Annotated in this window: 17 protein-coding genes and 2 pseudogenes; 13 read left to right on the top strand and 6 right to left on the bottom strand. The window is 60.5% G+C overall.

What is annotated here, in order from left to right:
• The first annotated feature begins 65 nt into the window (after positions 1 to 65).
• Both ACZZZP_RS09970 and dusA read left to right on the top strand, forming a co-directional pair.
• Positions 66 to 335: a YceK/YidQ family lipoprotein gene (locus ACZZZP_RS09970; RefSeq protein WP_463382583.1), complete on the top strand. Its 270-nt coding sequence runs from the start codon at positions 66 to 68 to the stop codon at positions 333 to 335.
• A gap of 79 nt (positions 336 to 414) precedes the next feature.
• Positions 415 to 1416, top strand: coding sequence for a tRNA dihydrouridine(20/20a) synthase DusA (dusA, locus tag ACZZZP_RS09965; protein ID WP_463382582.1), 1002 nt, complete (start codon positions 415 to 417; stop codon positions 1414 to 1416).
• A 45-nt stretch (positions 1417 to 1461) separates the two neighbouring features.
• On the opposite strand, the gene ACZZZP_RS09960 is transcribed toward dusA, so the two are convergent.
• A complete protein-coding gene (locus ACZZZP_RS09960; RefSeq protein ID WP_463382581.1) occupies positions 1462 to 2484 on the bottom strand; it encodes a zinc-dependent alcohol dehydrogenase family protein in 1023 nt (340 codons plus the stop codon).
• A 186-nt stretch (positions 2485 to 2670) separates the two neighbouring features.
• Here ACZZZP_RS09960 and ACZZZP_RS09955 point away from each other — a divergent pair, with 186 nt between their 5' ends.
• The 5 genes and pseudogenes from ACZZZP_RS09955 (at position 2671) to tal (ending at position 10872) form a co-directional block, all read left to right on the top strand.
• Positions 2671 to 3594, top strand: coding sequence for a LysR family transcriptional regulator (locus ACZZZP_RS09955; RefSeq protein ID WP_463382580.1), 924 nt, complete (start codon positions 2671 to 2673; stop codon positions 3592 to 3594).
• 230 nt (positions 3595 to 3824) lie between these two features.
• Complete coding sequence (gene mexE / locus ACZZZP_RS09950; RefSeq protein ID WP_122498427.1) at positions 3825 to 5069, top strand: multidrug efflux RND transporter periplasmic adaptor subunit MexE; 1245 nt, start codon at positions 3825 to 3827, stop codon at positions 5067 to 5069.
• 42 nt (positions 5070 to 5111) lie between these two features.
• Positions 5112 to 8285, top strand: a complete 3174-nt coding sequence (locus ACZZZP_RS09945; protein WP_463382579.1) for an efflux RND transporter permease subunit — start codon at positions 5112 to 5114, stop codon at positions 8283 to 8285.
• Positions 8282 to 9706 carry an efflux transporter outer membrane subunit gene (locus ACZZZP_RS09940; protein WP_463382578.1) on the top strand — a complete coding sequence of 475 codons (1425 nt, stop codon included), beginning with the start codon at positions 8282 to 8284 and terminating at the stop codon, positions 9704 to 9706. Before ACZZZP_RS09945 ends, ACZZZP_RS09940 begins: the two co-directional genes overlap by 4 nt.
• Positions 9707 to 9944: 238 nt before the next feature.
• Positions 9945 to 10872, top strand: a pseudogene (gene tal / locus ACZZZP_RS09935) (transaldolase).
• A gap of 64 nt (positions 10873 to 10936) precedes the next feature.
• Here tal and rssC read toward each other — a convergent pair.
• Together rssC and rssB are read right to left on the bottom strand one after the other, a co-directional pair.
• Positions 10937 to 11419, bottom strand: coding sequence for an anti-sigma factor antagonist RssC (rssC, locus tag ACZZZP_RS09930; protein ID WP_122498421.1), 483 nt, complete (start codon positions 11417 to 11419; stop codon positions 10937 to 10939).
• A gap of 61 nt (positions 11420 to 11480) precedes the next feature.
• Positions 11481 to 12665, bottom strand: coding sequence for a two-component system response regulator RssB (gene rssB, locus ACZZZP_RS09925; protein ID WP_122498419.1), 1185 nt, complete (start codon positions 12663 to 12665; stop codon positions 11481 to 11483).
• Positions 12666 to 12874: 209 nt separating this feature from the next.
• On the opposite strand from rssB, the gene ACZZZP_RS09920 reads away from it, so the two are divergent.
• Positions 12875 to 13174 carry a PilZ domain-containing protein gene (locus ACZZZP_RS09920; protein WP_122498417.1) on the top strand — a complete coding sequence of 100 codons (300 nt, stop codon included), beginning with the start codon at positions 12875 to 12877 and terminating at the stop codon, positions 13172 to 13174.
• Positions 13175 to 13381: 207 nt separating this feature from the next.
• On the opposite strand, the gene ACZZZP_RS09915 is transcribed toward ACZZZP_RS09920, so the two are convergent.
• Entirely contained in the window at positions 13382 to 14083 is a 702-nt protein-coding gene (locus ACZZZP_RS09915) for an MlaA family lipoprotein (RefSeq protein ID WP_463382577.1), read from the bottom strand.
• Between the two features lie 226 nt (positions 14084 to 14309).
• Between ACZZZP_RS09915 and ACZZZP_RS09910 the strand changes: the two genes are divergently transcribed.
• The gene (locus tag ACZZZP_RS09910) at positions 14310 to 15047 is read left to right on the top strand and encodes an HAD family phosphatase (RefSeq protein WP_463382576.1); all 738 of its coding nucleotides are present in this window, start codon (positions 14310 to 14312) and stop codon (positions 15045 to 15047) included.
• 123 nt (positions 15048 to 15170) lie between these two features.
• The gene (locus ACZZZP_RS09905) at positions 15171 to 15434 is read left to right on the top strand and encodes a DUF4404 family protein (protein ID WP_122498411.1); all 264 of its coding nucleotides are present in this window, start codon (positions 15171 to 15173) and stop codon (positions 15432 to 15434) included.
• A gap of 63 nt (positions 15435 to 15497) precedes the next feature.
• Here ACZZZP_RS09905 and ACZZZP_RS09900 read toward each other — a convergent pair whose 3' ends face one another.
• Both ACZZZP_RS09900 and recQ read right to left on the bottom strand, forming a co-directional pair.
• Positions 15498 to 16658 carry a GGDEF domain-containing protein gene (locus ACZZZP_RS09900; RefSeq protein WP_122498409.1) on the bottom strand — a complete coding sequence of 387 codons (1161 nt, stop codon included), beginning with the start codon at positions 16656 to 16658 and terminating at the stop codon, positions 15498 to 15500.
• Between the two features lie 127 nt (positions 16659 to 16785).
• On the bottom strand, positions 16786 to 18921 hold the full coding sequence (recQ, locus tag ACZZZP_RS09895) for a DNA helicase RecQ (protein ID WP_463536474.1): 2136 nt from the start codon (positions 18919 to 18921) through the stop codon (positions 16786 to 16788).
• Between the two features lie 210 nt (positions 18922 to 19131).
• On the opposite strand from recQ, the gene ACZZZP_RS09890 reads away from it, so the two are divergent.
• From ACZZZP_RS09890 to lapG, 3 genes and pseudogenes are all read left to right on the top strand, one after another.
• A complete protein-coding gene (locus ACZZZP_RS09890) occupies positions 19132 to 19719 on the top strand; it encodes a UPF0149 family protein (protein WP_463382574.1) in 588 nt (195 codons plus the stop codon).
• 27 nt (positions 19720 to 19746) lie between these two features.
• Positions 19747 to 20145 carry a YbaN family protein gene (locus ACZZZP_RS09885; protein ID WP_122498403.1) on the top strand — a complete coding sequence of 133 codons (399 nt, stop codon included), beginning with the start codon at positions 19747 to 19749 and terminating at the stop codon, positions 20143 to 20145.
• Positions 20146 to 20250: 105 nt separating this feature from the next.
• Positions 20251 to 20951, top strand: a pseudogene (gene lapG / locus ACZZZP_RS09880) (cysteine protease LapG).
• The last annotated feature ends 5 nt before the right edge of the window (positions 20952 to 20956 follow it).

The raw sequence follows: 20956 nt of genomic DNA, 5'->3' as shown, positions 1-20956 counted from the left end.
GCGCATTTAATTCCCTGCTGAATGCTAGAGTCTCGCCCCTGGTTCATCTAGGGAGTTGGGTTCGCATGCGCATGGTGATAACGGCAACAGCGCTGGCAATGATGGCAGGCTGCTCGACGGTTTCGGAAACGTTCGGCGATGGCAAACACTGCGGTATCCATCCCTATTGCGGCTCTGCCGTCGACCTGATGGTCATCAAGGGCGCAACGGAAGAAAACGCCGGCGTCATGGTTGTTCTTGCCCCCATCGCAATCATCGACCTTCCATTCAGCCTGGTTGCAGACACTCTGGTACTGCCTTACACCCTCCTGCATACGGACACCGTCGAGCCTTAACGCCAGGCCGCGCGCCATCGGAACCCAGGACTATTCCTGTTAGACTCCCCGCCCCGAAACTGTCCCCCAGACACCGACGATGACCGCGCCATTCGTACCCGCTCAAGCCGAACCTTCCCGCCGCTTCTCCGTCGCACCGATGATGGATTGGACTGACCACCACTGCCGCTACTTCCTGCGCCTGCTGTCCAAACACGCCCTGCTCTACACCGAAATGGTCACCACCGGCGCGTTGCTGCGTGGCGACAATCCTCAGCGTTTTCTCCAGCACGATGCGGCGGAATACCCGCTGGCGTTGCAGTTGGGCGGCAGCGTGCCGGCCGAGTTGGCGGCATGTGCGCGTATGGCGCAGGAGGCGGGTTATCAGGAGGTGAATCTGAATGTCGGCTGCCCGAGCGATCGGGTGCAGAACAATATGATTGGCGCCTGCCTGATGGGCCATCCGGCGTTGGTGGCCGATTGTGTGAAGGCGATGCGCGATGCGGTGTCGGTTCCGGTGACGGTGAAGCACCGCATTGGCATTGATGGGCGCGACAGTTATGCCGAGCTGGTGGATTTTGTCGGTCAGGTGAAAGAAGCCGGCTGCCGCAGTTTCACGGTGCATGCGCGCATTGCGATTCTGGCGGGCTTGTCGCCAAAGGAGAACCGCGAGATTCCACCGCTACGCTACGACGTGGCGGCGCAGTTGAAGGCGGATTTCCCGGAGTTGGAGATTGTGCTCAACGGCGGCATCAAGACGCTGGAGCAGTGCCAGGAGCATTTGCAGACGTTCGATGGCGTGATGCTGGGGCGCGAGGCGTATCACAATCCGTATGTGCTGGCGCACGTGGATCAGCAGCTGTTTGGCAGCGACGCGCCGGTGATCAGCCGACTTGAAGCGCTACAGGCGCTGCGTCCTTATATAGCGGCACATGTGGCCAGCGGCGGTGCGATGCACCACGTGACGCGGCATGTGTTGGGGTTGGGGCAAGGGTTCGCAGGAGCGCGGAAGTTTCGCCAGCTGTTGTCGGTCGACATTCATAAAGCGCCCGACCCGCTCGCCTTGCTCGACCAGGCGGCCGAGCTGCTCAAGGGTAGATAAGCCCTACCCTGGCAAGCCAGTCATGCTGGCCTGCCGCTTCCTCTGTTACTCGTTTACTTCGATAACCACACGGCCCTGTTTTGGGCATTTTTCCATGTAGTGATGCGCTTCGACGAAGTCGTTAAAGGCGAACACCTTCTCGACTCGCGGTTGCAGCACCCGGTCGCGGGCCAGTTGGTTCAACGCGGTCAGGGCGTTGGCCACGGCTTCCTGATCCGGCGGAATATCCAGCTCCGGCTTGCCGGTGAAGTTACCGATGCAGTGCACGAAGAACTGAATGTTCTTTTGGAACGCGGCGCAGGCCGGGAACGGCGTCTGGTTACCGCCTTGCAGGCCGTACAGCACCAGGCGACCACGCGGCGCAATGACATCGCCGAGCAAGCACATTTGCGGGCCACCCAAGCCGTCGAGCACCACATCCACACCGCGGTTATCGGTGTATTTGTTGATGGCGGCGACCAAGTCTTGCTCTTCGGTGACGATCACTTTGTCGGCACCCAGGGCAATCAGCGACTCGCGGTCTTCAGGGTCTTTCGTGGCGGCGACAATACGCAGCCCCAGCGCCTTGCCCAATTGCACAAAGGCAGGACCCGAGCAGTGCGACGCATCGGTGATCAGCACGGTTTGCCCGGCTTTGGCTTTCGCCAGTTCCACATAGGCAAAGTAGGCAATCAGCAGCGGCGTATAAAAGCCGCTCGCTTCCACCGGGCTTAGCACGTCGTCGGGATAACGGGTCAGCGACTGGCGCGGCAGCACCACTTCATCGCCGTAGCCGGGATATTGGTTAGCGCTGTGGCCGGGAAAGCTGGCGACTTTATCGCCGACTTTCAAATCGTCTACGCCCGCGCCGACGGCAATCACCACACCGGCCACTTCCTGGCCGATACCGGCGGGAAGACGTGCAGGAGACGGGGCCAGGTTCTGGCGCCAGAGCACGTCGTGCCAGCTCACGCTGATGGCTTCAACCCGCAGCAATACCTCTCCGGCCGCCGGTTGTGCGGTAGTTTGTTCTTCCAGCTTCAGGACCTCAGCTGGGCCGAACTGATGGAAACGGATTACACGGGACATCGCTCACCTCGCATGTGGACTCCCAATGGCCACGGACTTTATCGGGGCTTTACTATCAAAACCACCCGCGTCTATCGATAGTCGACATAAATACCAATGATGGCCGGCCTTGACGCCAGCCTCGCCGCCCTTCAGCCTTTCGCTCCAGGAACCGCACTAGAGCACTCAGGTACAGGGTAGCGCTGAATGAATCGTAACGACCTACGCCGCGTTGATCTCAACTTGCTGATCGTGTTCGAGACGCTGATGCATGAACGCAGCGTGACGCGTGCGGCGGAAAAGCTCTTTCTGGGCCAGCCCGCCATCAGTGCGGCGCTTTCAAGGCTGCGCAGTCTATTCGACGACCCACTCTTTGTGCGAACCGGTCGTAGCATGGAGCCCACGGCGCGCGCTTCGGAAATCTTTGGCCTGCTCTCGCCAGCGCTCGACTCCATCTCCACCGCCGTCAGCCGCGCTTCGGAATTCGACCCAGCCACCAGCACTGCCGTCTTCCGTATAGGCCTCTCGGACGACGTTGAGTTCGGATTGCTTCCTGCCCTGCTGCGCCGCGTACGCGCCGAAGCCCCTGGCGTGGTGATTGTGGTTCGGCGCGCCAACTATCTATTGATGCCCAACTTGCTGGCTTCCGGTGAAATTTCGGTGGGCGTGAGTTACACCGATGAACTGCCGGCCAACGCCAAACGCAAAACCCTGCGCAAAAGCAAACCGCAGCTGCTGCGCGCTGACTCGGCGCCGGGCAAGTTGACCCTGGACGAATATTGCGCGCGGCCCCACGCGCTGGTGTCGTTTGCGGGCGACCTCAACGGCTTTATCGATGAAGAACTGGAAAAGGTCGGGCGCAAACGCAAAGTGGTACTCGCGGTGCCGCAGTTCAATGGTTTGGGCACGTTGTTGTCGGGCACTGACCTGGTGACCATCGTGCCCGACTACACCGCCGCCGCACTCACCGCCACCGGCGGCGTGCGGGCCGAAGATGTGCCCGATGGCATACCGGCGCGCTCGTTTGAACTGTCGATGGCCTGGCGCGGCGCGCAAGACAACGACCCGGCCGAGCGTTGGTTGCGCTCGCGCATTCAGATGTTCGTGGCCGACCCGGATAGCTTGGTTTAACGAAGTAATTTGTGGGAGCGGCTTTAGCCGCGATTCCTGCAAACCACAAAATCACGAGCATCGCGGCTGAAGCCGCTCCTACAGTTCGAAAAATTGTCTGAACTATTACCGTCAGATGAACTAAACATCATTCATATTGATATCCAACTTCGGCTTGTTCGATTCGTCTGACGTCTCATTAGGCCATCACACTCCGCCCATTCTGAAAAACCTATGGCGGAGTCTCACCGATGCAACAGTCCCTTTTAGCCTTGCGTTTCCCCCTAGCCGCCCTCGCCCTGGTGATTATCAGTGCGTGTGGCAAGGCGCCCGAAGCCACTGCGCAGATGCCAGTGTCCAAGGTCAGCGTTGCCGAGGTGCTGCAACAACCGATCAATGAGTGGGACGAGTTCACCGGCCGCCTGGAAGCACCAGAAGCCGTGGACATTCGCCCTCGCGTTTCCGGCTACATCGACAAGGTCGCGTTCACCGAAGGTTCGCTGGTGAAGAAAGGCGACTTGCTGTTCCAGATCGACCCCCGCCCGTTTGAAGCCGAAGTGCGCAGCCTGGAAGCCCAGCTGCAACAAGTTCGCGCCAACCTGAGCCGCACCGAGAACGAAGCGCGCCGTGGCGAACGTCTGCGTGCCAGCAACGCCATTTCTGCGGAATTGGCTGACGCCCGCACCAGCGCCGCCCAAGAAGCCCGCGCTGGCGTGGCGAATATCCAGGCGCAACTGGAAAACGCCCGTCTTAACCTGAGCTTTACCCGCATCACGTCGCCTATCGATGGCCGCGTCAGCCGTGCCGACATTACCGCCGGCAACCTGGTCAACGCCGGGCAAACCCTGCTCACCAGCGTGGTGTCGACCGACCGCGTATACGCCTACTTCGATGTCGATGAGCGCGTATTCCTCAAATACAACGAGCTCGCCCGCCAAGGCCAACGCGGTCAGAACAGCCCGGTGTACCTGGGCCTGACTGGCGAAAACGGCCACCCGCACCTGGGCCAGATGAACTTCGTCGACAACCAGGTCAATCCCAAGACCGGCACCATCCGTGGCCGCGCTGTGTTTGATAACGCTGACGGTCGCTTCACCCCTGGCCTGTATGCCCGCCTGAAACTGGTTGGCAGCGGCACCTACAACGCCACCCTGATCAACGACGAAGCGGTCGGCACCGACCTCGGCAAGAAGTTTGTGCTGGTGATCGACGCCGAGCACAAAGCCGCCTACCGCGCCGTTGAGCTGGGGCCAAAGCTGGAAGGTTTGCGCATTGTGCGCAGCGGCCTGGCCAAGGGTGACCAGATTGTGGTGAAAGGTTTGCAGCGCGTGCGCCCTGGTTCGCCGGTCGAGCCTCAGGTAATTCCGATGGCCAGCGATGAAACCATCAACGCCCTGGCGCAGCAGCGCCAAGCCTTGGAAAACAACAATGCGGCCCAAGCCAAGAACGACAAAGTCGTGCAGAAGCTTGCCAGCACCGCTCCGGCACGCGGCTAAGCCCGTTAGTTAACAGCTCTTGGGCTTAAAGGATTATTAGCGATGAATTTTTCTCAGTTCTTCATTCAACGGCCGATCTTCGCCGCAGTGTTATCACTGCTGATCCTGATCGCCGGCGCCATCTCGCTGTTCCAGCTGCCGATCAGCGAATACCCGGAAGTGGTGCCGCCTACCGTAGTGGTTCGCGCCAACTTCCCCGGCGCCAACCCGAAAGTAATTGGTGAAACCGTTGCCGCACCGCTGGAGCAGGCAATCACCGGCGTCGAGAACATGCTCTACATGTCCTCGCAGTCGACCGCCGACGGCAAAATCACCCTGACCATCACTTTCGCCCTGGGCACCGACTTGGACAACGCGCAGGTGCAAGTGCAGAACCGCGTAACGCGCACCCAGCCCAAGCTGCCCGAAGAAGTGACGCGCATTGGTATCACGGTCGACAAGGCATCGCCTGACCTGACCATGGTTGTGCACTTGACCTCGCCGGATAAGCGCTACGACATGCTGTATTTGTCCAACTACGCCTTGCTCAATATCAAGGACGAGTTGGCCCGTCTCGGCGGCGTGGGTGATGTGCAGCTGTTCGGTATGGGCGATTACTCGCTGCGCGTGTGGCTCGACCCGAACAAAACCGCCTCGCGCAACCTGACCGCGACCGACGTGGTCAACGCCATTCGCGAACAAAACCGTCAGGTGGCCGCCGGCCAACTCGGCGCCCCGCCCTCGCCTAGCAGCACCAGCTTCCAGCTTTCGGTGAATACCCAGGGCCGTCTGGTGAGTGAGGAAGAGTTCGAGAACATCATTATTCGCTCCGGCGAAGACGGTGAAATCACTCGCCTGAAAGACATCGCGCGCATTGAACTGGGTTCCAGCCAGTACGCCCTGCGCTCGCTGCTGAACAATGACCCGGCCGTGGCCATTCCAATCTTCCAGCGTCCAGGCTCCAACGCCATCGAGATTTCCAACGAAGTGCGTGCGGCCATGGAAGAGCTGAAGAAAGGCTTCCCGGAGGGCATGGACTACAGCATCGTTTATGACCCAACCATCTTCGTGCGCGGCTCCATCGAGGCGGTGGTTCACACCCTGTTCGAAGCGCTGATTTTGGTGGTGTTGGTAGTAATCCTGTTCCTGCAAACCTGGCGCGCCTCGATCATTCCGTTGGTGGCGGTGCCGGTTTCGCTGATCGGTACGTTTGCCGTGATGCACCTGTTTGGCTTCTCGCTGAACGCGCTGTCGCTGTTCGGCCTGGTATTGGCCATCGGTATCGTGGTGGATGACGCCATCGTCGTGGTGGAAAACGTCGAGCGGAACATTGGCTTGGGCTTAACCCCGATCGAAGCCACCAAGCGCGCCATGCGTGAAGTGACCGGCCCGATCATCGCCACGGCGTTGGTGCTCTGCGCGGTATTTATTCCGGCGGCGTTTATCTCCGGCCTTACCGGGCAGTTCTACAAACAGTTCGCCCTGACCATCGCTATTTCCACCGTGATTTCGGCATTCAACTCGCTGACCTTGTCGCCAGCGTTGGCCGCTGTGTTGCTGAAAGATCACAACGCGCCGAAGGACCGTTTCTCCAAGGTGCTGGATAAATTGCTCGGCGGCTGGTTGTTCCGTCCGTTCAACCGCTTCTTCGACAAAGCCAGTCATGGCTACGTCGGCACCGTGGCGCGGGTTATTCGCAGCAGCGGCATCGCTCTGGTGATTTACGCCGGCCTGATGGTGCTGACCTACGCAGGCTTTTCGTCGACGCCAACCGGTTTCGTCCCGGCGCAAGACAAGCAATACCTGGTGGCCTTCGCGCAATTGCCAGACGCCGCGAGCCTCGACCGTACCGAAGCGGTGATTAAGCAAATGTCGGAAATGGCCATGCAACAACCGGGTGTGGCCAACGCCATCGCCTTCCCCGGCCTGTCGATCAACGGCTTCACCAACAGCCCGAACAGCGGCATCGTGTTTGTGGCGTTGAAAGACTTCGACGAACGCAAAGACCCGAGCCAATCGGCCAACGCCATCGCCGGCGCCCTGAACGGCAAGTACGCCGGCATTCAGGAAGCCTACATGGCGATCTTCCCGCCTCCGCCGGTTCAAGGCCTGGGCACCATTGGCGGCTTCCGTTTGCAGATCGAAGACCGTGGCGGCCTGGGTTACGAAGAGCTGTACAAGGAAACGATGAACATCGTTGCCAAGAGCCAGAACGTACCGGAACTGGCCGGGCTGTTTACCAGCTACCAAGTGAACGTGCCGCAAGTTGACGCAGCCATCGACCGTGAAAAAGCCAAGACCCACGGCGTGGCCATCAGCGACATCTTCGACACCCTGCAGGTGTACCTCGGCTCGCTGTATGCCAACGACTTCAACCGCTTTGGCCGCACTTATCAGGTCAACGTGCAGGCAGAGCAGCAGTTCCGCCTGGAAGCCGAGCAAATTGGTCAGCTGAAAGTGCGTAACAACCTGGGCGAAATGATCCCGCTGGCGACCTTCCTGAAGGTCAGCGACACCTCGGGCCCGGACCGCGTAATGCACTACAACGGCTTTATCACCGCAGAAATCAACGGCGCCGCCGCACCGGGTTACAGCTCGGGCCAAGCGGAAAAAGCCATCGAGAAACTGCTGAAAGATGAGCTGCCAAACGGCATGACGTTCGAATGGACCGACCTGACGTATCAGCAAATCCTGTCGGGCAACACCGCGTTGTTCGTGTTCCCGCTCTGCGTATTGCTGGCCTTCCTGGTACTGGCCGCCCAATACGAAAGCTGGAGCCTGCCACTGGCGGTGATTCTGATCGTACCGATGACGCTGCTGTCGGCCATCACCGGGGTGATTATTTCCGGCGGCGACAACAACATCTTTACCCAGATCGGCTTGATCGTACTGGTGGGCCTGGCGTGTAAGAACGCAATTCTGATCGTCGAGTTTGCCAAGGATAAACAGCTGGAAGGCATGACCCCGCTGGCCGCCGTATTGGAAGCATGCCGCCTGCGTCTGCGCCCGATTCTGATGACCTCGTTCGCCTTCGTGATGGGCGTGGTGCCCCTGGTGTTCTCCAGCGGTGCCGGTGCTGAAATGCGTCATGCCATGGGCGTGGCGGTGTTCTCCGGCATGCTCGGGGTGACCTTCTTCGGTCTGCTGCTGACGCCAGTGTTCTATGTATTGATCCGCAACTTCGTGGAACGCCGCGAAGCGCGCAAAGTTCGCCTGCTGGAGGCACACGCATCATGAGTTTGAAAGCCTTCACCCCCGCCCTTCTGGCACTCGCTCTAAGCGCCTGTGCCGTGGGCCCGGACTACAAAGCGCCGGAAACCGAAGCGGCGAAACTCACCGCCGCCCAAGGTGACGCCAATCAGGGCAAGTACGACCGCAGCACCTTTGAAGTGACCTGGTGGCAGCAGTTCGACGACCCGACCCTGAACCAATTGGTCGCCCAGTCGTTGCAGGAAAACCGCGAACTGCACGTGGCTTTTGCCCGCCTGAAAGCGGCCCGCGCCATTCGCGACGACGTGGCCAATGACCGCTTCCCCGTGGTCACCAGCCGCGCCAGCAGCGAGAACGGCAAAGCGCAGCAACCGGGCGTGACCGACCGCCGCGTGCGCAATGAACGCTACGACCTGGGCCTGGACATGGCCTGGGAAGTGGATTTGTTCGGGCGTATTCAACGTCAACTGGAAGCCAGCGACGCCGAGCAGGACGTTGCCGAGGCCGAGCTGTATCAGTTGCAAGTCAGCCTGATCGCCGAGCTGGTCGATGCCTATGGCGAACTGCGCGGTGCGCAACTTCGCGAGGGCATTGCTCGCAGCAACCTGAAAAACCAGCAGGAGTCGCGCAACCTCACCGACACCATGCGTGAAGCCGGCGTGGGCAGCGAGTTGGATGTATTGCGTGCCGATGCGCGCCTGGCGGCCACCGAGGCCACCTTGCCGCAACTGCAAGCTCAGGAAGCCCGCTCGCGCAACCGCATCGCCACGCTGCTGGGGCAACGGCCTGAGCAATTGACCGTGGATTTAAGCCCTCGGGCGATTCCGGCAATTGCCAAGGCGCTGCCCATTGGCGACCCGGCCGAATTGCTGCGCCGTCGTCCTGACGTGCGAATTGCCGAACGGCAACTGGCTGCGGCCACCGCCAACGTCGGCGTCGCCACCGCAGACCTGTTCCCACGGGTAAACGTGGCCGGCTTCCTAGGCTTTACCTCGGCACGCGGTTCGCAGCTGGGCTCATCGGCCGCGCGGGCCTGGGGCGTGGCGCCGACCATCAGTTGGGCGGCGTTCGATCTGGGCAGCGTAAGGGCCCGCTTGCGCGGCGCTGAAGCGGATGCCGACGGTGCCCTCGCCAACTACGAGCAACAAGTGTTGGTGGCGCTGGAAGAATCGGAAAACGCCTTTACCGACTACAGCAAACGCCAGGAACGCCTGATCTCGCTGCTGCGTCAGAGCGAAGCCAGTCGCGCCGCTGCCGAGCAGGCATCGATTCGCTACCGCGAAGGCACCTCCGACTTCCTCGTGCTGCTGGACGCCGAACGCGAGCGCCTGGCGGCTGAGGATGCTCAGGCGCAGGCCGAGGTGGATGTCTACCACGGCATCGTGTCGATCTATAAAGCCCTGGGCGGCGGCTGGCAGACCCCGGCAACCGTGGCCTCCCGCTCGTAACAGTGCTCGCCCCGTAGGAGCCAGCTCGCTGGCGAACCCTGGAAACACCGAATACGGCGTTTGCGCGGTTCGCCAGCAAGCTGGCTTCTACGAGCGCATCGAGCGCAGCTGTATTCGTCGGGAAACTGGCGCCTTTCACGCACAACGTCAAAAACACCGCTGAATGTCACGCGCCAGCCGTTGAGCGCGACTGGTTGCTCGGGTAAGGTCTAGCCATCCGTTACCACAAGGCCGCGCCATGACCTCCAAGCTCGAACAACTCAAACAGTTCACCACCGTGGTTGCCGATACCGGCGACGTCGATGCGATTGCCCGCCTCAAGCCGGTGGACGCCACCACCAACCCTTCCCTGCTGCTTAAAGCTGCCGCTATGCCGGGTTACGCCGAGCTGCTGAATCAGGCCGTGGCCGATTGCAATGGCGACCTTGGCTTGGCTAGTGATCGTTTTGGCGTCGCCGTTGGCCAGGGCATTCTGAAGGTGATTCCGGGCCGTATTTCTACAGAAGTGGACGCACGCCTGTCGTTCGATACCGAAGCCACCTTGCTGCGCGCCCAGCGCCTGGTCGATTTGTACGACCGCGCCGGCATTGGCCGCGAGCGCATCCTGATCAAAATTGCCGCTACCTGGGAAGGCATCCGCGCCGCTGAGCAACTCGAGCGCGCGGGCGATTCAAACCAACCTCACCCTGCTGTTCTCCTTCGCTCAGGCGGCCGCCTGTGCTGATGCCGGCATCTTCCTGATTTCGCCGTTTGTAGGCCGCATCTACGACTGGTTCAAAAAGGCCGAAGGCCGCGACTTCGTTGGCGCTGAAGACCCGGGCGTGAAGTCGGTGACGCGCATTTACAACTACTACAAGGCCAACGGCTACGACACCGTGGTGATGGGCGCCAGCTTCCGCAACCTGGGCCAGATCGAGCAACTGGCCGGCTGCGACCGTCTGACCATCAGCCCCGAGCTGTTGCAACAACTGGCCGAAGACGAAGGCTCGCTGGAACGCGTGCTGCGGGACGGCAATCCGGGCGAGCCGAAACAGGTGCCGACCGAAAGCAGTTTCCGCTGGGCGCTGAATGAGGAAGCGATGTCTACCGAGAAGCTGGCCGAAGGCATTCGCCAGTTCGCCCGCGATCAGGAAAAACTCGAAGCCCTGCTCGCCGCCAAACGCTGAAATGCAAAACGCGCGAGGAGCTTAGGCCGCTCGCGCGTTTGTTTGGGTGCCGCTTCGACCGGCGTTAGCCGCGCTCGAGGGCGTTCACCAGATCGTGGAACTCTTCACGATTCGACTCGTTCAGGCCCATCAGAATACGGTGCGCTTCCAGCACCTTGGCCTTCACCACTTCTTCGGATTGATCTTGCGAGGGCAAGTCCGCCAGGCTGCCTGGGCAGGCCAACGGCTGGTCGACGATATTGAACACCTGATCAAAACCCATGGATTGCAGCAGCCGGGTGATGTCGGCGTGGGTGGTGACCACGGTGGGCAGCAGGCCGACTTTCTGGCGCGACAGAATAGACAGCTTGGCCAGCAGGCCGAGTGTCGTGCTGTCGATGCTGCGGGTTTCGGTCAGGTCGATGACGATGGCGGAGAAATTCAACGCAGTGAAAATCTTCTCGATCGTGGCATCTAATGCGGAACAGAGCGTCAGGCGCACTTCGCCCACGAATTTCAGAACGAAGGTGCCGTTCTGCTCGGCAAACTGAATTCGACCGGTACTCATGCCACTGTACCTTTATCGTTTATGCGGCTCATAAGGCTCATGGGGCGCGCGGTCATACAGATCATGCAAGGTTCCTGCTTAACACCAGCAAGGCAATATCATCTGGCATCTCTGAGAGATTGGCCAGCCCAAGCACCTGGCGCAAGCCATCCAGGCTGCCACCCGCCGTGCACACCAACTGAGGGAGCAACGCTTCCTTTTCTTTGAGTGTATCGCTCGGCAAAAGGTCCAGAATGCCGTCTGAAAGCAGGGTCAGGCTGAAAGATTGCGGCAAATCGATCACGTGATCGCTGTACGTTGCCTCATCAAACAGCCCCACGGGCAGGCCGCGGCCTTCCAGATAGTGCGCCGAGCCTTCGCTGTACATGATCGGCAGCGGCAAATGCCCCCCGATGCTGTACGTGAGCTTGCCACTCTGCTCATCAATCACGCCGCCCAACATGGTGACGTGCTTGCCGAGCTTGCAATTGATCAACCCGCGATTGATGTGGCCCAGCACATCCGAAGGTTTGAATTCGGGCAACTGCCCGCCACGGCGCGATTCGTACAGCAGCCGCGTGGTCATGAATTTCAGCAGAACTGTGATAAACGCCGACGACGCGCCGTGGCCCGAAACGTCGGCCAGGTAAAAAGCAATGCGGTGGTCATCGAGGCGGAAGTAATCAACGAAGTCGCCCGACAGATACAGCGAAGGGATGATCTGGTGCGCGAACTCCAAGCCATCAACGCTCCACGGCGTGACCGGCAGCATGTTCATCTGCACCTGGCGACCGGCGTTCTGGTCTTCTTGCAGCAGGTTCAGGCTGGCTTGCAGCTCGCGGTTGGCGACTTCGAGTTTTTCCCGGTAACGCTGGTTTTCGATACGCAGATTGGCGCGATCCAACGCACGGCGTACTGAGTGCTCCAGCACGGCGAGGTCTTCAAGGGGTTTGATCAGGTAATCGGCGGCGCCCAAACGCAACGCTTCGACGGCATCGCTCATCACGCCAGCGCCGGAAACGACGATAACGGGCGTCTGCACTTCAAGCGCGTTTATGCGGCGAATGAGCTCGAGGCCATCGACTTGCGGCATGCGCAAATCGCAAATCACCAAGTCAGGTTTCTCCTGCTCGAAGATCTGCAAACCCTGCAAGCCGTTGCTAGCTTGCAAAACGCTGAAGCCACTGTCTTCCAAGTAAGCGGCCAAACTGGCGCGCACTACTTCGTCGTCATCAATAATCAGCAGCGAGGCACTGGAATTGTGCATGGGGTACCAGGCAAACGGCGCCAGGGGGTGGTTGGCGTGTACGTCAGGCCGATCAGCCGGGACGCGTGGACGGTCAAGGCGCAGACGGTACTCCCATCCGTGCGGCGATTCAAGCGTGCGCCGATCATCGTCTGACGCCTTTACAGGCGAAAGATGGCAAGGTTATAAGAGCCGTCGGAGAGTCCAATAAAAACCACAGGAGCGGGTCGATGAGCCAAAGTGATCATGCCTACACCGAGAAACGCGACTACATCCGTATGCGCTTGGAAGCACCCGTCACCTTGAAACACGGCGGCCGCGACATCCCCGCCCTCTGCCTCGACTTGTCCAGTACTGGCATGCAGTTAGAAGCCGAAAGCGACGCCAAAGTGGGCGACAAGGTTCGCGTCCACATCGCATCGGAACACAACGAATTACGCGGCCTCGACGCCGAAGCCGAAGTCATCCGCGCAAGCGCATTGGATGGCGGCAAACAATCGCTGGGGTTGGCCATTCTTTCCATGAAGTAACCCCGCACCCATCAACGAAAAAAGGCGACCCTGAGGTCGCCTTTTTTCGTTTTGATCTTTTTCTCGGAATCACGCCGCTCAAGATCGAGCGAGCTAGAGCGGAGCAAGGCGGAAATGGCCTTTCAAGCGCAGTGGGCTATAGCCCATGAGCATTGAAGAGCCATTTCCAACGCCGCCCCGCCGACGCGCAGCCGATCGATGTCTTACTCAGAAGTCGTCTTCGACTTCACCGTCTTTAACTTTAAACTCACGCATCTGCAGATACGCATTGCGGATAAAGCTGTACTTGTCGCCGCTGATAAATTTCTCGGCCGACAGCAAGCTCGCACGGGTATCGACCACATCCACCGCACGGGTCACGTTGCGCGTCGGCACGTGGTCCATGTAGCGATAGGGTTCCAGGAAGCTGTCCGGAATCTTGCCCGACGCATCGCGCACGGTGCTTGGCCCAAGCAGCGGCAGCACCAGATACGGCCCACTGTTCAGGCCCCACGCGCCAAGGGTTTGGCCGAAATCTTCATCGCTGCGCTGCAAGCCCATCTTGGTGCCGACGTCGAAGAAACCGAGCAGGCCGAAGGTGGTGTTGAAGATCAAACGGCTTGTATCGACGCCCGCCGCCGCCACTTTGCCCTGCAGCAGATTGTTGGCCAGGTTGCCGACATCGCCCAGGTTGCTGAACACGTTGTGAATGCCGTCTTCCAGAAACTGCGGCGTAACCGCTTGGTAACCCTGCGCGACGGGTTTCAGCGCGTAGGTGTCGACCGTGTCGTTGAAGGTGAACACCGGGCGGTTGAAGCCTTCCCACGGGTCGTTTTCCGCCGCCCAAGCGCCCTGCGCCACCAGCGCAAGACCGGCACACAGGCAGAGTTGGCCAAAACGCGTGGCCCAATTGCTGGCAAACACTTCCATTGCAAGGCTCCAAAGGCAGAACGGGGAACGCGCGGCGCGCGCTTTGCCAGCATAGGTGCTGGCGCAAAAGGCGCCCAGTATAAGGGCTGACAACCGGCTTTGGCAGCGCGGCTTGCGTGCGTATTTGTTGTCGCTGCGGCTGCTTTCGCGGCAATTGTCACAAAGTATTCATCGCACCGTCATCGCGGGTAACTACTTTGCTAACAAGCCCCTTCGGATGCGCGTCATGCCTGCACTCGCCTCATCATCTGCCGACTTCACCGCCGTGCTGTTTGGCCTCTCTGGCTGCCTGGTGGACTTCGGCGCCCGCGCCTTGCCCGTGACCTTGCAGCGGCTGTTTCCCGACGCCGCCAATCAGCCCTGCCATCTCTTGTCACCACATGCCGCGCTGAGCGCCGCGCTGGGCCGTGAGCCTCACAGCGCCGACCTCAGCGCCTTGCAAAGCGCCCTACAAGCCAGCGCCAATGATTACGCGCACGTCACGCCCGGCGCCTTGCATGTGCTGGAAACCCTGCAACAGCAAGGCGTGCCCTGCGCCTGGCTGGACGAGCTTCCCGCCGTCGCCAGCCAACAACTGGCCTGCGCCCTGCCCGCCTGGCTGGTCGGCACCGACACCAGCTCCGCCCGCCCGTGGCCGGCGCCCGATGCCTGTTGGCAGTCGCTGTCGGCGTTAAAGGTGAACAACCTCGACGGCTGCGTGCTGATCAGCGGCGAACCGCGTTTACTGCAGGCGGGCTTGAATGCCGGCTTATGGACCGTAGGACTCGCCGCTTGCGGCCCGCTCTGTGGCCAGGCGCCAGACGACTGGCAAGCCCTGCCCGCCCCCGAGCGCGACCACTTGCGCGCGCAGGCAACCTTGAGCCTTTATCGCCTCGGCGTGCATTCGGTGATCGATCAACTGGCGGACCTCGGCCCTAGCCTCACAGACCTGGCCCAGCGCCGGCAAAAAGGTGAAAAGCCGTAAGGTGTTACACCTTGCCGCGCCTGCGCTCGGGCAAAGCGGCAGAGCATGGATTACCCTCAACACTCGAACCTTTGGCGCACGCTCAGGGTCAATGCTGTTGCCTATCACAGAGGGAGAAACACCATGCCTGCCCGCGAATTGCAGCATCAACTGGACTTACTGCGCGAGCAACTGAACAGCCAGACGCCCGTCTCCGACGAGCAACGCGAAGAACTCAACGCCCTGGCGCAACAGATCGAACTGCAACTGCAACGCGAAGCCAGCGCACCGGACACCAATCTGGTGGACGGCGTGAACCTCGCCGTTGAACGCTTTGAGGTGGAACACCCGACCATTGCCGGCACCTTGCGCAATATCGTGCAAAGCCTGGTGGGCATGGGCATCTAGCCCCAAGGTAGAAAGCGCATAAAAAAACCCGGCCTCACGCCGGGTTTTTTTATGCGTGCTGCGTTAAGCCACCACTTGATTGCGCCCGAACGCCTTGGCCTCATACAGCGCCCGGTCTGCTCGCTCATACAGCTGGCCCACGTCGCGTTCCTCGGCCGGCAGCAGGCAGGACACGCCCACCGACATCGTCACCATCGCCGCCGTATCAGAGCGTTCATGGCGAATGCCGAGCTTCTCCAGCGCCAAACGCAGCGCCTCTGCCCGCTCGCGCGCCTGCGCATCGGTGATGTCGTAGAGCAACACCGCAAATTCCTCACCGCCCAGGCGCACCGACATATCCAGCGGCCGGCGCGCCGCATCCGCCAGCACCGCACCGACGCGCTGCAACACGTTGTCGCCGGCCTGGTGCCCGTAGCAGTCGTTATAGGCTTTGAAGTGATCAATATCGCAAAGCAACAGCGCAAGCCGCTGGTTCTCGCGCTGCGCCTGGCGCCACAAGCGTTCCAGCTGACGATTGAAACTGCGGCGGTTATGCAGGCCGGTCAGGCTGTCGTGATCCGCCAGCACGCGCATCAGGCGGCTGACCAAAAAGTGCTCGCGCGATTTGAACTCCAACAGGTAACAGCCGATGGCGCCCATCAAATTGCCGAACAGCAGAAACAACACGTTGTTGATCAGACGGGGAATCGGCAGCCCCACGAGCAGCTCCAGAAACACATACGCCAGCAGCACCATCAGCGACGTGGCCAGCGCCTCGGATAAGCGCAAGCCGACCAGAAAATACGCCGCCATGCACACCAGCAGCAGGCCTTCGTAGGGGTAGGTCATGTCGACCGTGTGGGCGATGGCCACCACCGAGGCCGCGCCCAGCCCGAGCCCGCCAATGCAGGTGATGCTCAAGGGCACCAGTAGATGGAAGTGTTTGCGTTGCAGAATAAGGAGGGCGCACACCAGCAGCATCGCCAGCACGCTGAGCCGCACGCCCAGCATCCACCAGACCTGAGGCCCGTCGATCAGAGAGAAATCCAGCACCGCGAACGCCATCCACAGCACCATGCCCACGCTCAGGGCAATACGCTTGAGGTCGAAGCTGTCCTCGCGCATGTACTGACGGTATTCATTTTCCAACGGGCGCACGAAACGCAGCAGGCGGAAGCCTAAAGACAGTTGGTCGGCATAAGGATTGGGGCGGACATCGTCCAGCCAGGCTTGATGGAGCGGCACCCGTTACCTCTTCTCTTGGTGGGGAGGCTTTTTGACACCATAGCCGCAGAAAGTGCGCGCAACAACCCGGGCAAAATTTCTGACGCCATAAAAACGGCCCCGCCGAACACGGAGCTGAGCGCCGACTTTACACCTCGAACTCTGCCTGCAACGCCGCGCGGACGCAGTACAGCACGCCTTCCGGCACGCGCCCGGCAAACTGCTCGGCAATGGCGGCCACCGCTGGCAACTCACCATCGGCATCGAGAAACGCATCCTGAATTTCGCCCAGCAGCTCAGCCGGCAAATCCATGGCTTGTTCCAGCGACAACTGCTGCCGGCCAATGGCTTCGGCCAACAGGCTGTACACGTTCTTTTCGGTGCATTTCAGTTGCCCGGCAATTTGCTGCGGCGTCATGCCGGCGCGGGCGAGGCTGACCAACTCGTGACGGATATCCACCACCGGTGGCGCCACTTCCGCAGCGCCGCTCAGTACTTCCAAGAATGCCGCACCATAGCGTTCCAGTTTGCGCGCGCCAACACCGCTGACCTCGGCCATTTCCGCCATCGAGCCGGGCTGGCTGCGCAGCATTTCCAGCAACGTCGAGTCGGGGAAAATAACGTACGGCGGCACCGCGTGTTCTTCTGCCAGTTTGCGCCGCAGTGCGCGCAGGGCTTCCCACTGCTCGCGCTCGTCCGGGCGCACGAGTTGGCTGGCCGAGCTGCCGCCACCCGACGAGGATTTCGCCGCCAGCTGCGGTTTCAGGTCGCGACGAAGTTCCAGCGTCACCTCGCCGCGCAGCAGCGGCCGACAGGTTTCGCTCAGGCGCAGGCCGCCGTAGCCTTCCAGATCCACATCGGCCAAACCGCGCGCCACCAACTGGCGAAACAGTGAACGCCATTCGCCTTCGCTCAGGGCTTTGCCCATGCCGAAAACGGATAAGTGCTGATGGCCACTGCTGCGCACTTTGTCGTTGTCGCGCCCCAACAAAACATCGACCAAATGGCCGACGCCATAGCGCTGGCCGCTGCGAAAGATCGCTGACAGCGCCTGGCGGGCCGGCTCGGTGGCATCCCAGGTTTGCACGTTGTCGACGCAGTTATCGCAATGGCCGCAGGGGTTGGGCATTTCTTCGTCGAAGTACGCCAGCAACGCCTGGCGGCGGCAGCGAATCTGCTCGCACAGGGCCAACATGGCGTCGAGCTTGTGCTGCTCCAGGCGCTTGTGGCGTTCATCGCCTTCAGAGCTTTGCAGCATCTGTTTAAGCAGCAGCACGTCTTGCAGCCCGTAGGCCATCCAGGCGTCGGCGGGCAAGCCATCGCGGCCGGCGCGGCCGGTTTCCTGGTAATAGGCTTCCAGCGACTTGGGCAAATCCAGGTGGGCCACGAAGCGCACGTTGGGCTTGTCGATGCCCATACCGAAGGCGATGGTCGCGACCATGATCAAGCCTTCCTCATTGAGGAAACGCTTCTGGTGAGTGGCGCGCAGTTCGTGGGGCAAACCGGCGTGATACGGCAACGCGGCGAAACCTTCCTTACTCAGAAAGGCCGCGACTTCTTCGACCTTTTTGCGCGACATGCAGTACACGATGCCGGCGTCGCCCTTGCGCTCTTTAAGAAACGCCAGTAGCTGCTTGCGCGGCTGCTCTTTGGGCACGATGCGATAGAAAATATTGGGTCGGTCGAAGCTCGACAGAAACCGCTCGGCGTCTTGCAAGTGCAAGCGCGTAACGATTTCTTCGCGGGTGCGCATGTCCGCCGTGGCGGTCAGGGCGATGCGCGGAACATGGGGAAACAGCTCGGCCAGTTGGCCCAGTTGCAAATATTCGGGACGGAAATCGTGACCCCATTGCGACACGCAATGCGCTTCGTCGATGGCGAACAGGGCGATGTCCAAGTCCTGCAAAAACTCGAGCATGCGCGGCTGCACCAGGCGCTCGGGCGCTACATAGAGCAGCTTGATTTCATTGCGGCGAATGCGGTCGGCGATCTGCCGTTGCTCGGCAGCGCTCAGGGTCGAGTTCAGCGCCACGGCTGCCACGCCCAGCTCGTCCAGCGTGGCCACCTGGTCTTCCATCAAGGCAATCAGCGGCGAAACCACTACCGCCAAACCGGGCCGCAACAGCGCCGGCGCCTGGAAACACAGGGATTTACCGCCGCCGGTTGGCATCAATACCAAGGCGTCGCCGCCGTTGGCCACGCGCTCGATGATTGCACCCTGACGCCCACGAAAACTGTCGTAGCCAAAAACGTCTTTAAGGATGCGCAGAGCCGGTTCGAGCATAAAAACCCCAAGCGTTGCAAAAGGTGCAGGCGGAAAAGCGCCGCAGTATACGTCAGCACCCCCAGGCAAGGGACGACGCCTATCGGTGATTGCCCGTCGAAAAATCCTGCCAGCAAGCGGCAGCGGCGAAAAAATCTGCCAAGAGCGCCGCGCCAGCGGCGCTATACAGGCTAAAATCTTGCGCATTCAGTCCCATTAGGTAGTGCCGTAATGTCCTTCGCCGCGCAATTGACCCGCCTGCAAGCCTTCCTCGACGCCGATGAGTTGCATGAAGAAGCCCTGGACTATGTAGCCGCTCACGGCTTCCTCACCGCACTGTCGATCTGCACCGAGCAAGTATCGGAGCGCGAGTGGATCGACGCCCTGTTCTCCGAGCCGCCGCACTACCGTGACGACGCCGAGCGCGACGAAATCGAAGCCACCCTCATCCAACTCAAAGCGCACATCGGCCGCATGCTCGCCGCCGACGATGACCTCGAACTGCCGTGTGATCTGGATCTGGGCGAAGAGCCGGACGATTCCGATATTCGTGGCTGGTGCATCGGCTTTATGGAAGGCGTATTTATGCGCGAAGCCGCCTGGTTTGAAACCGCCGAAGAAGAAGTCAGCGAACTGCTGCTGCCGATCATGGTGGGTTCCGGTTTGTTCGATGAAGAAGCCGAGTTCGCCGACATCGCCAAAGACGCCGACCTGATGGACGACATGGTCGAGCAAATTCCCGAAGCGCTCACCGCGCTGTTCCTGATCTGTCAGGCGCCTGACGAAAAACCTGCGCTGCTCAAGCCTCGTCACCACTAATTCGTCACCGCACGATAAGGACCGTGGATGACGCGCCAAGTCCACGAAAACCGTAACCCCGCCATTCGCTACGCCCTGCTGACCATTGGTTGGCTGAGCGTGGTGCTTGGGGTTATCGGGGTTTTTCTTCCCGTACTGCCCACCACACCGTTTCTGCTGCTGGCGGCCGCCTGCTTTGCCCGCAGTTCCGAGCGCTTCTACCACTGGCTGGTAGACCATCCCAAGCTCGGCCCATGGATTCGCGACTACCTAGACGGCAACGGCATACCGCTCAAAGGCAAGGTATACGCCATCGGTTTGATGTGGCTGAGCATCGGCTTTTCCTGCTACTTGGTGCCGATGTTCTGGGCGCGCACGTTTATGTTGACCAGCGCGGTGTGCGTGACGATTTATATCCTCAGGCAGAAAACCCTCAAGCGCCCGTAGCCGCTCGGATACAAGCGCAGCGACGCCGTAGAAAATTCCCGTAGCCCATACAGCAAATTCCCCTGCAACTGCCTAGAATCACCCCACCATCGGCGGAGACGCGACATGCAGCTTCGGCAGCGCTTTCAAGGACGACACAGACGCCTGTTTTCGGCACGCGTCTGTGCGTCTTTGTTGCTGGCGTTGCTGGTGGGCGTTGCCAGTGTATTTGCCGATTGGGATTTCGCCGTCATCGTCAAAACCGCCGAAACCCGCTACGGCAATCTCGGCGAAGCGAAGCCCGCATTCTCGCCTGGGGCGATCTGGTCAGCTCAAGCGGGGGCTTGCCCGAAAGCGAAAAGCTCGTTGTGGTGAACAAGTTCTTCAACCGCGAGCTGCGCTTTGTTGATGACATGCGCAACTGGCGCCAAGAAGACTACTGGGCCACGCCGCTCGAAGCGCTGGTCAAGGGCGCTGGCGACTGCGAGGACTACTCCATCGCCAAATACTTCACCCTGCGGCGCCTGGGCATTCCCAGCGAAAAGCTGCGCATCACCTACGTCAAAGCCTTGAACTACAACCAGGCCCACATGGTGCTCACCTACTACTCCAGCCCCACCGCCCAGCCGCTGGTACTGGACAACTTGATCGGCGATATTCGCCCCGCCTCGCAACGTAAAGATTTACTCCCGGTGTATTCCTTCAATGCCGAAGGTTTGTACCTGCCGGGCTCCTCCGGCAAACGCGGTGACAGCAAAAAAGCTTTCGCGCTGGCAGGACATATTGAAAAAATGAATGCCGAAGGCTTTGCCGTTGGTGAGGGTTAGGAGAA

The sequence above is a fragment of the Pseudomonas sp. AC211 genome, from assembly GCF_979258055.1.
Note: the sequence above shows the minus strand (reverse complement) of the source record. Positions and strands in the feature narration are given on the sequence as shown.

Bases quoted from the DNA above. Each gene is read 5' to 3' on its own strand.
- ACZZZP_RS09910 (WP_463382576.1), top strand. From the start codon at position 14,310: ATGCCTGCACTCGCCTCATCATCTGCCGACTTCACCGCCGTGCTGTTT.
- ACZZZP_RS09885 (WP_122498403.1), top strand. From the start codon at position 19,747: ATGACGCGCCAAGTCCACGAAAACCGTAACCCCGCCATTCGCTACGCC.
- rssB (WP_122498419.1), bottom strand. From the start codon at position 12,665: ATGCACAATTCCAGTGCCTCGCTGCTGATTATTGATGACGACGAAGTA.
- dusA (WP_463382582.1), top strand. From the start codon at position 415: ATGACCGCGCCATTCGTACCCGCTCAAGCCGAACCTTCCCGCCGCTTC.
- ACZZZP_RS09960 (WP_463382581.1), bottom strand. From the start codon at position 2,484: ATGTCCCGTGTAATCCGTTTCCATCAGTTCGGCCCAGCTGAGGTCCTG.
- ACZZZP_RS09920 (WP_122498417.1), top strand. From the start codon at position 12,875: ATGAGCCAAAGTGATCATGCCTACACCGAGAAACGCGACTACATCCGT.
- ACZZZP_RS09945 (WP_463382579.1), top strand. From the start codon at position 5,112: ATGAATTTTTCTCAGTTCTTCATTCAACGGCCGATCTTCGCCGCAGTG.
- ACZZZP_RS09970 (WP_463382583.1), top strand. From the start codon at position 66: ATGCGCATGGTGATAACGGCAACAGCGCTGGCAATGATGGCAGGCTGC.
- ACZZZP_RS09905 (WP_122498411.1), top strand. From the start codon at position 15,171: ATGCCTGCCCGCGAATTGCAGCATCAACTGGACTTACTGCGCGAGCAA.
- ACZZZP_RS09940 (WP_463382578.1), top strand. From the start codon at position 8,282: ATGAGTTTGAAAGCCTTCACCCCCGCCCTTCTGGCACTCGCTCTAAGC.
- ACZZZP_RS09890 (WP_463382574.1), top strand. From the start codon at position 19,132: ATGTCCTTCGCCGCGCAATTGACCCGCCTGCAAGCCTTCCTCGACGCC.
- rssC (WP_122498421.1), bottom strand. From the start codon at position 11,419: ATGAGTACCGGTCGAATTCAGTTTGCCGAGCAGAACGGCACCTTCGTT.
- ACZZZP_RS09955 (WP_463382580.1), top strand. From the start codon at position 2,671: ATGAATCGTAACGACCTACGCCGCGTTGATCTCAACTTGCTGATCGTG.
- mexE (WP_122498427.1), top strand. From the start codon at position 3,825: ATGCAACAGTCCCTTTTAGCCTTGCGTTTCCCCCTAGCCGCCCTCGCC.
- ACZZZP_RS09915 (WP_463382577.1), bottom strand. From the start codon at position 14,083: ATGGAAGTGTTTGCCAGCAATTGGGCCACGCGTTTTGGCCAACTCTGC.
- recQ (WP_463536474.1), bottom strand. From the start codon at position 18,921: ATGCTCGAACCGGCTCTGCGCATCCTTAAAGACGTTTTTGGCTACGAC.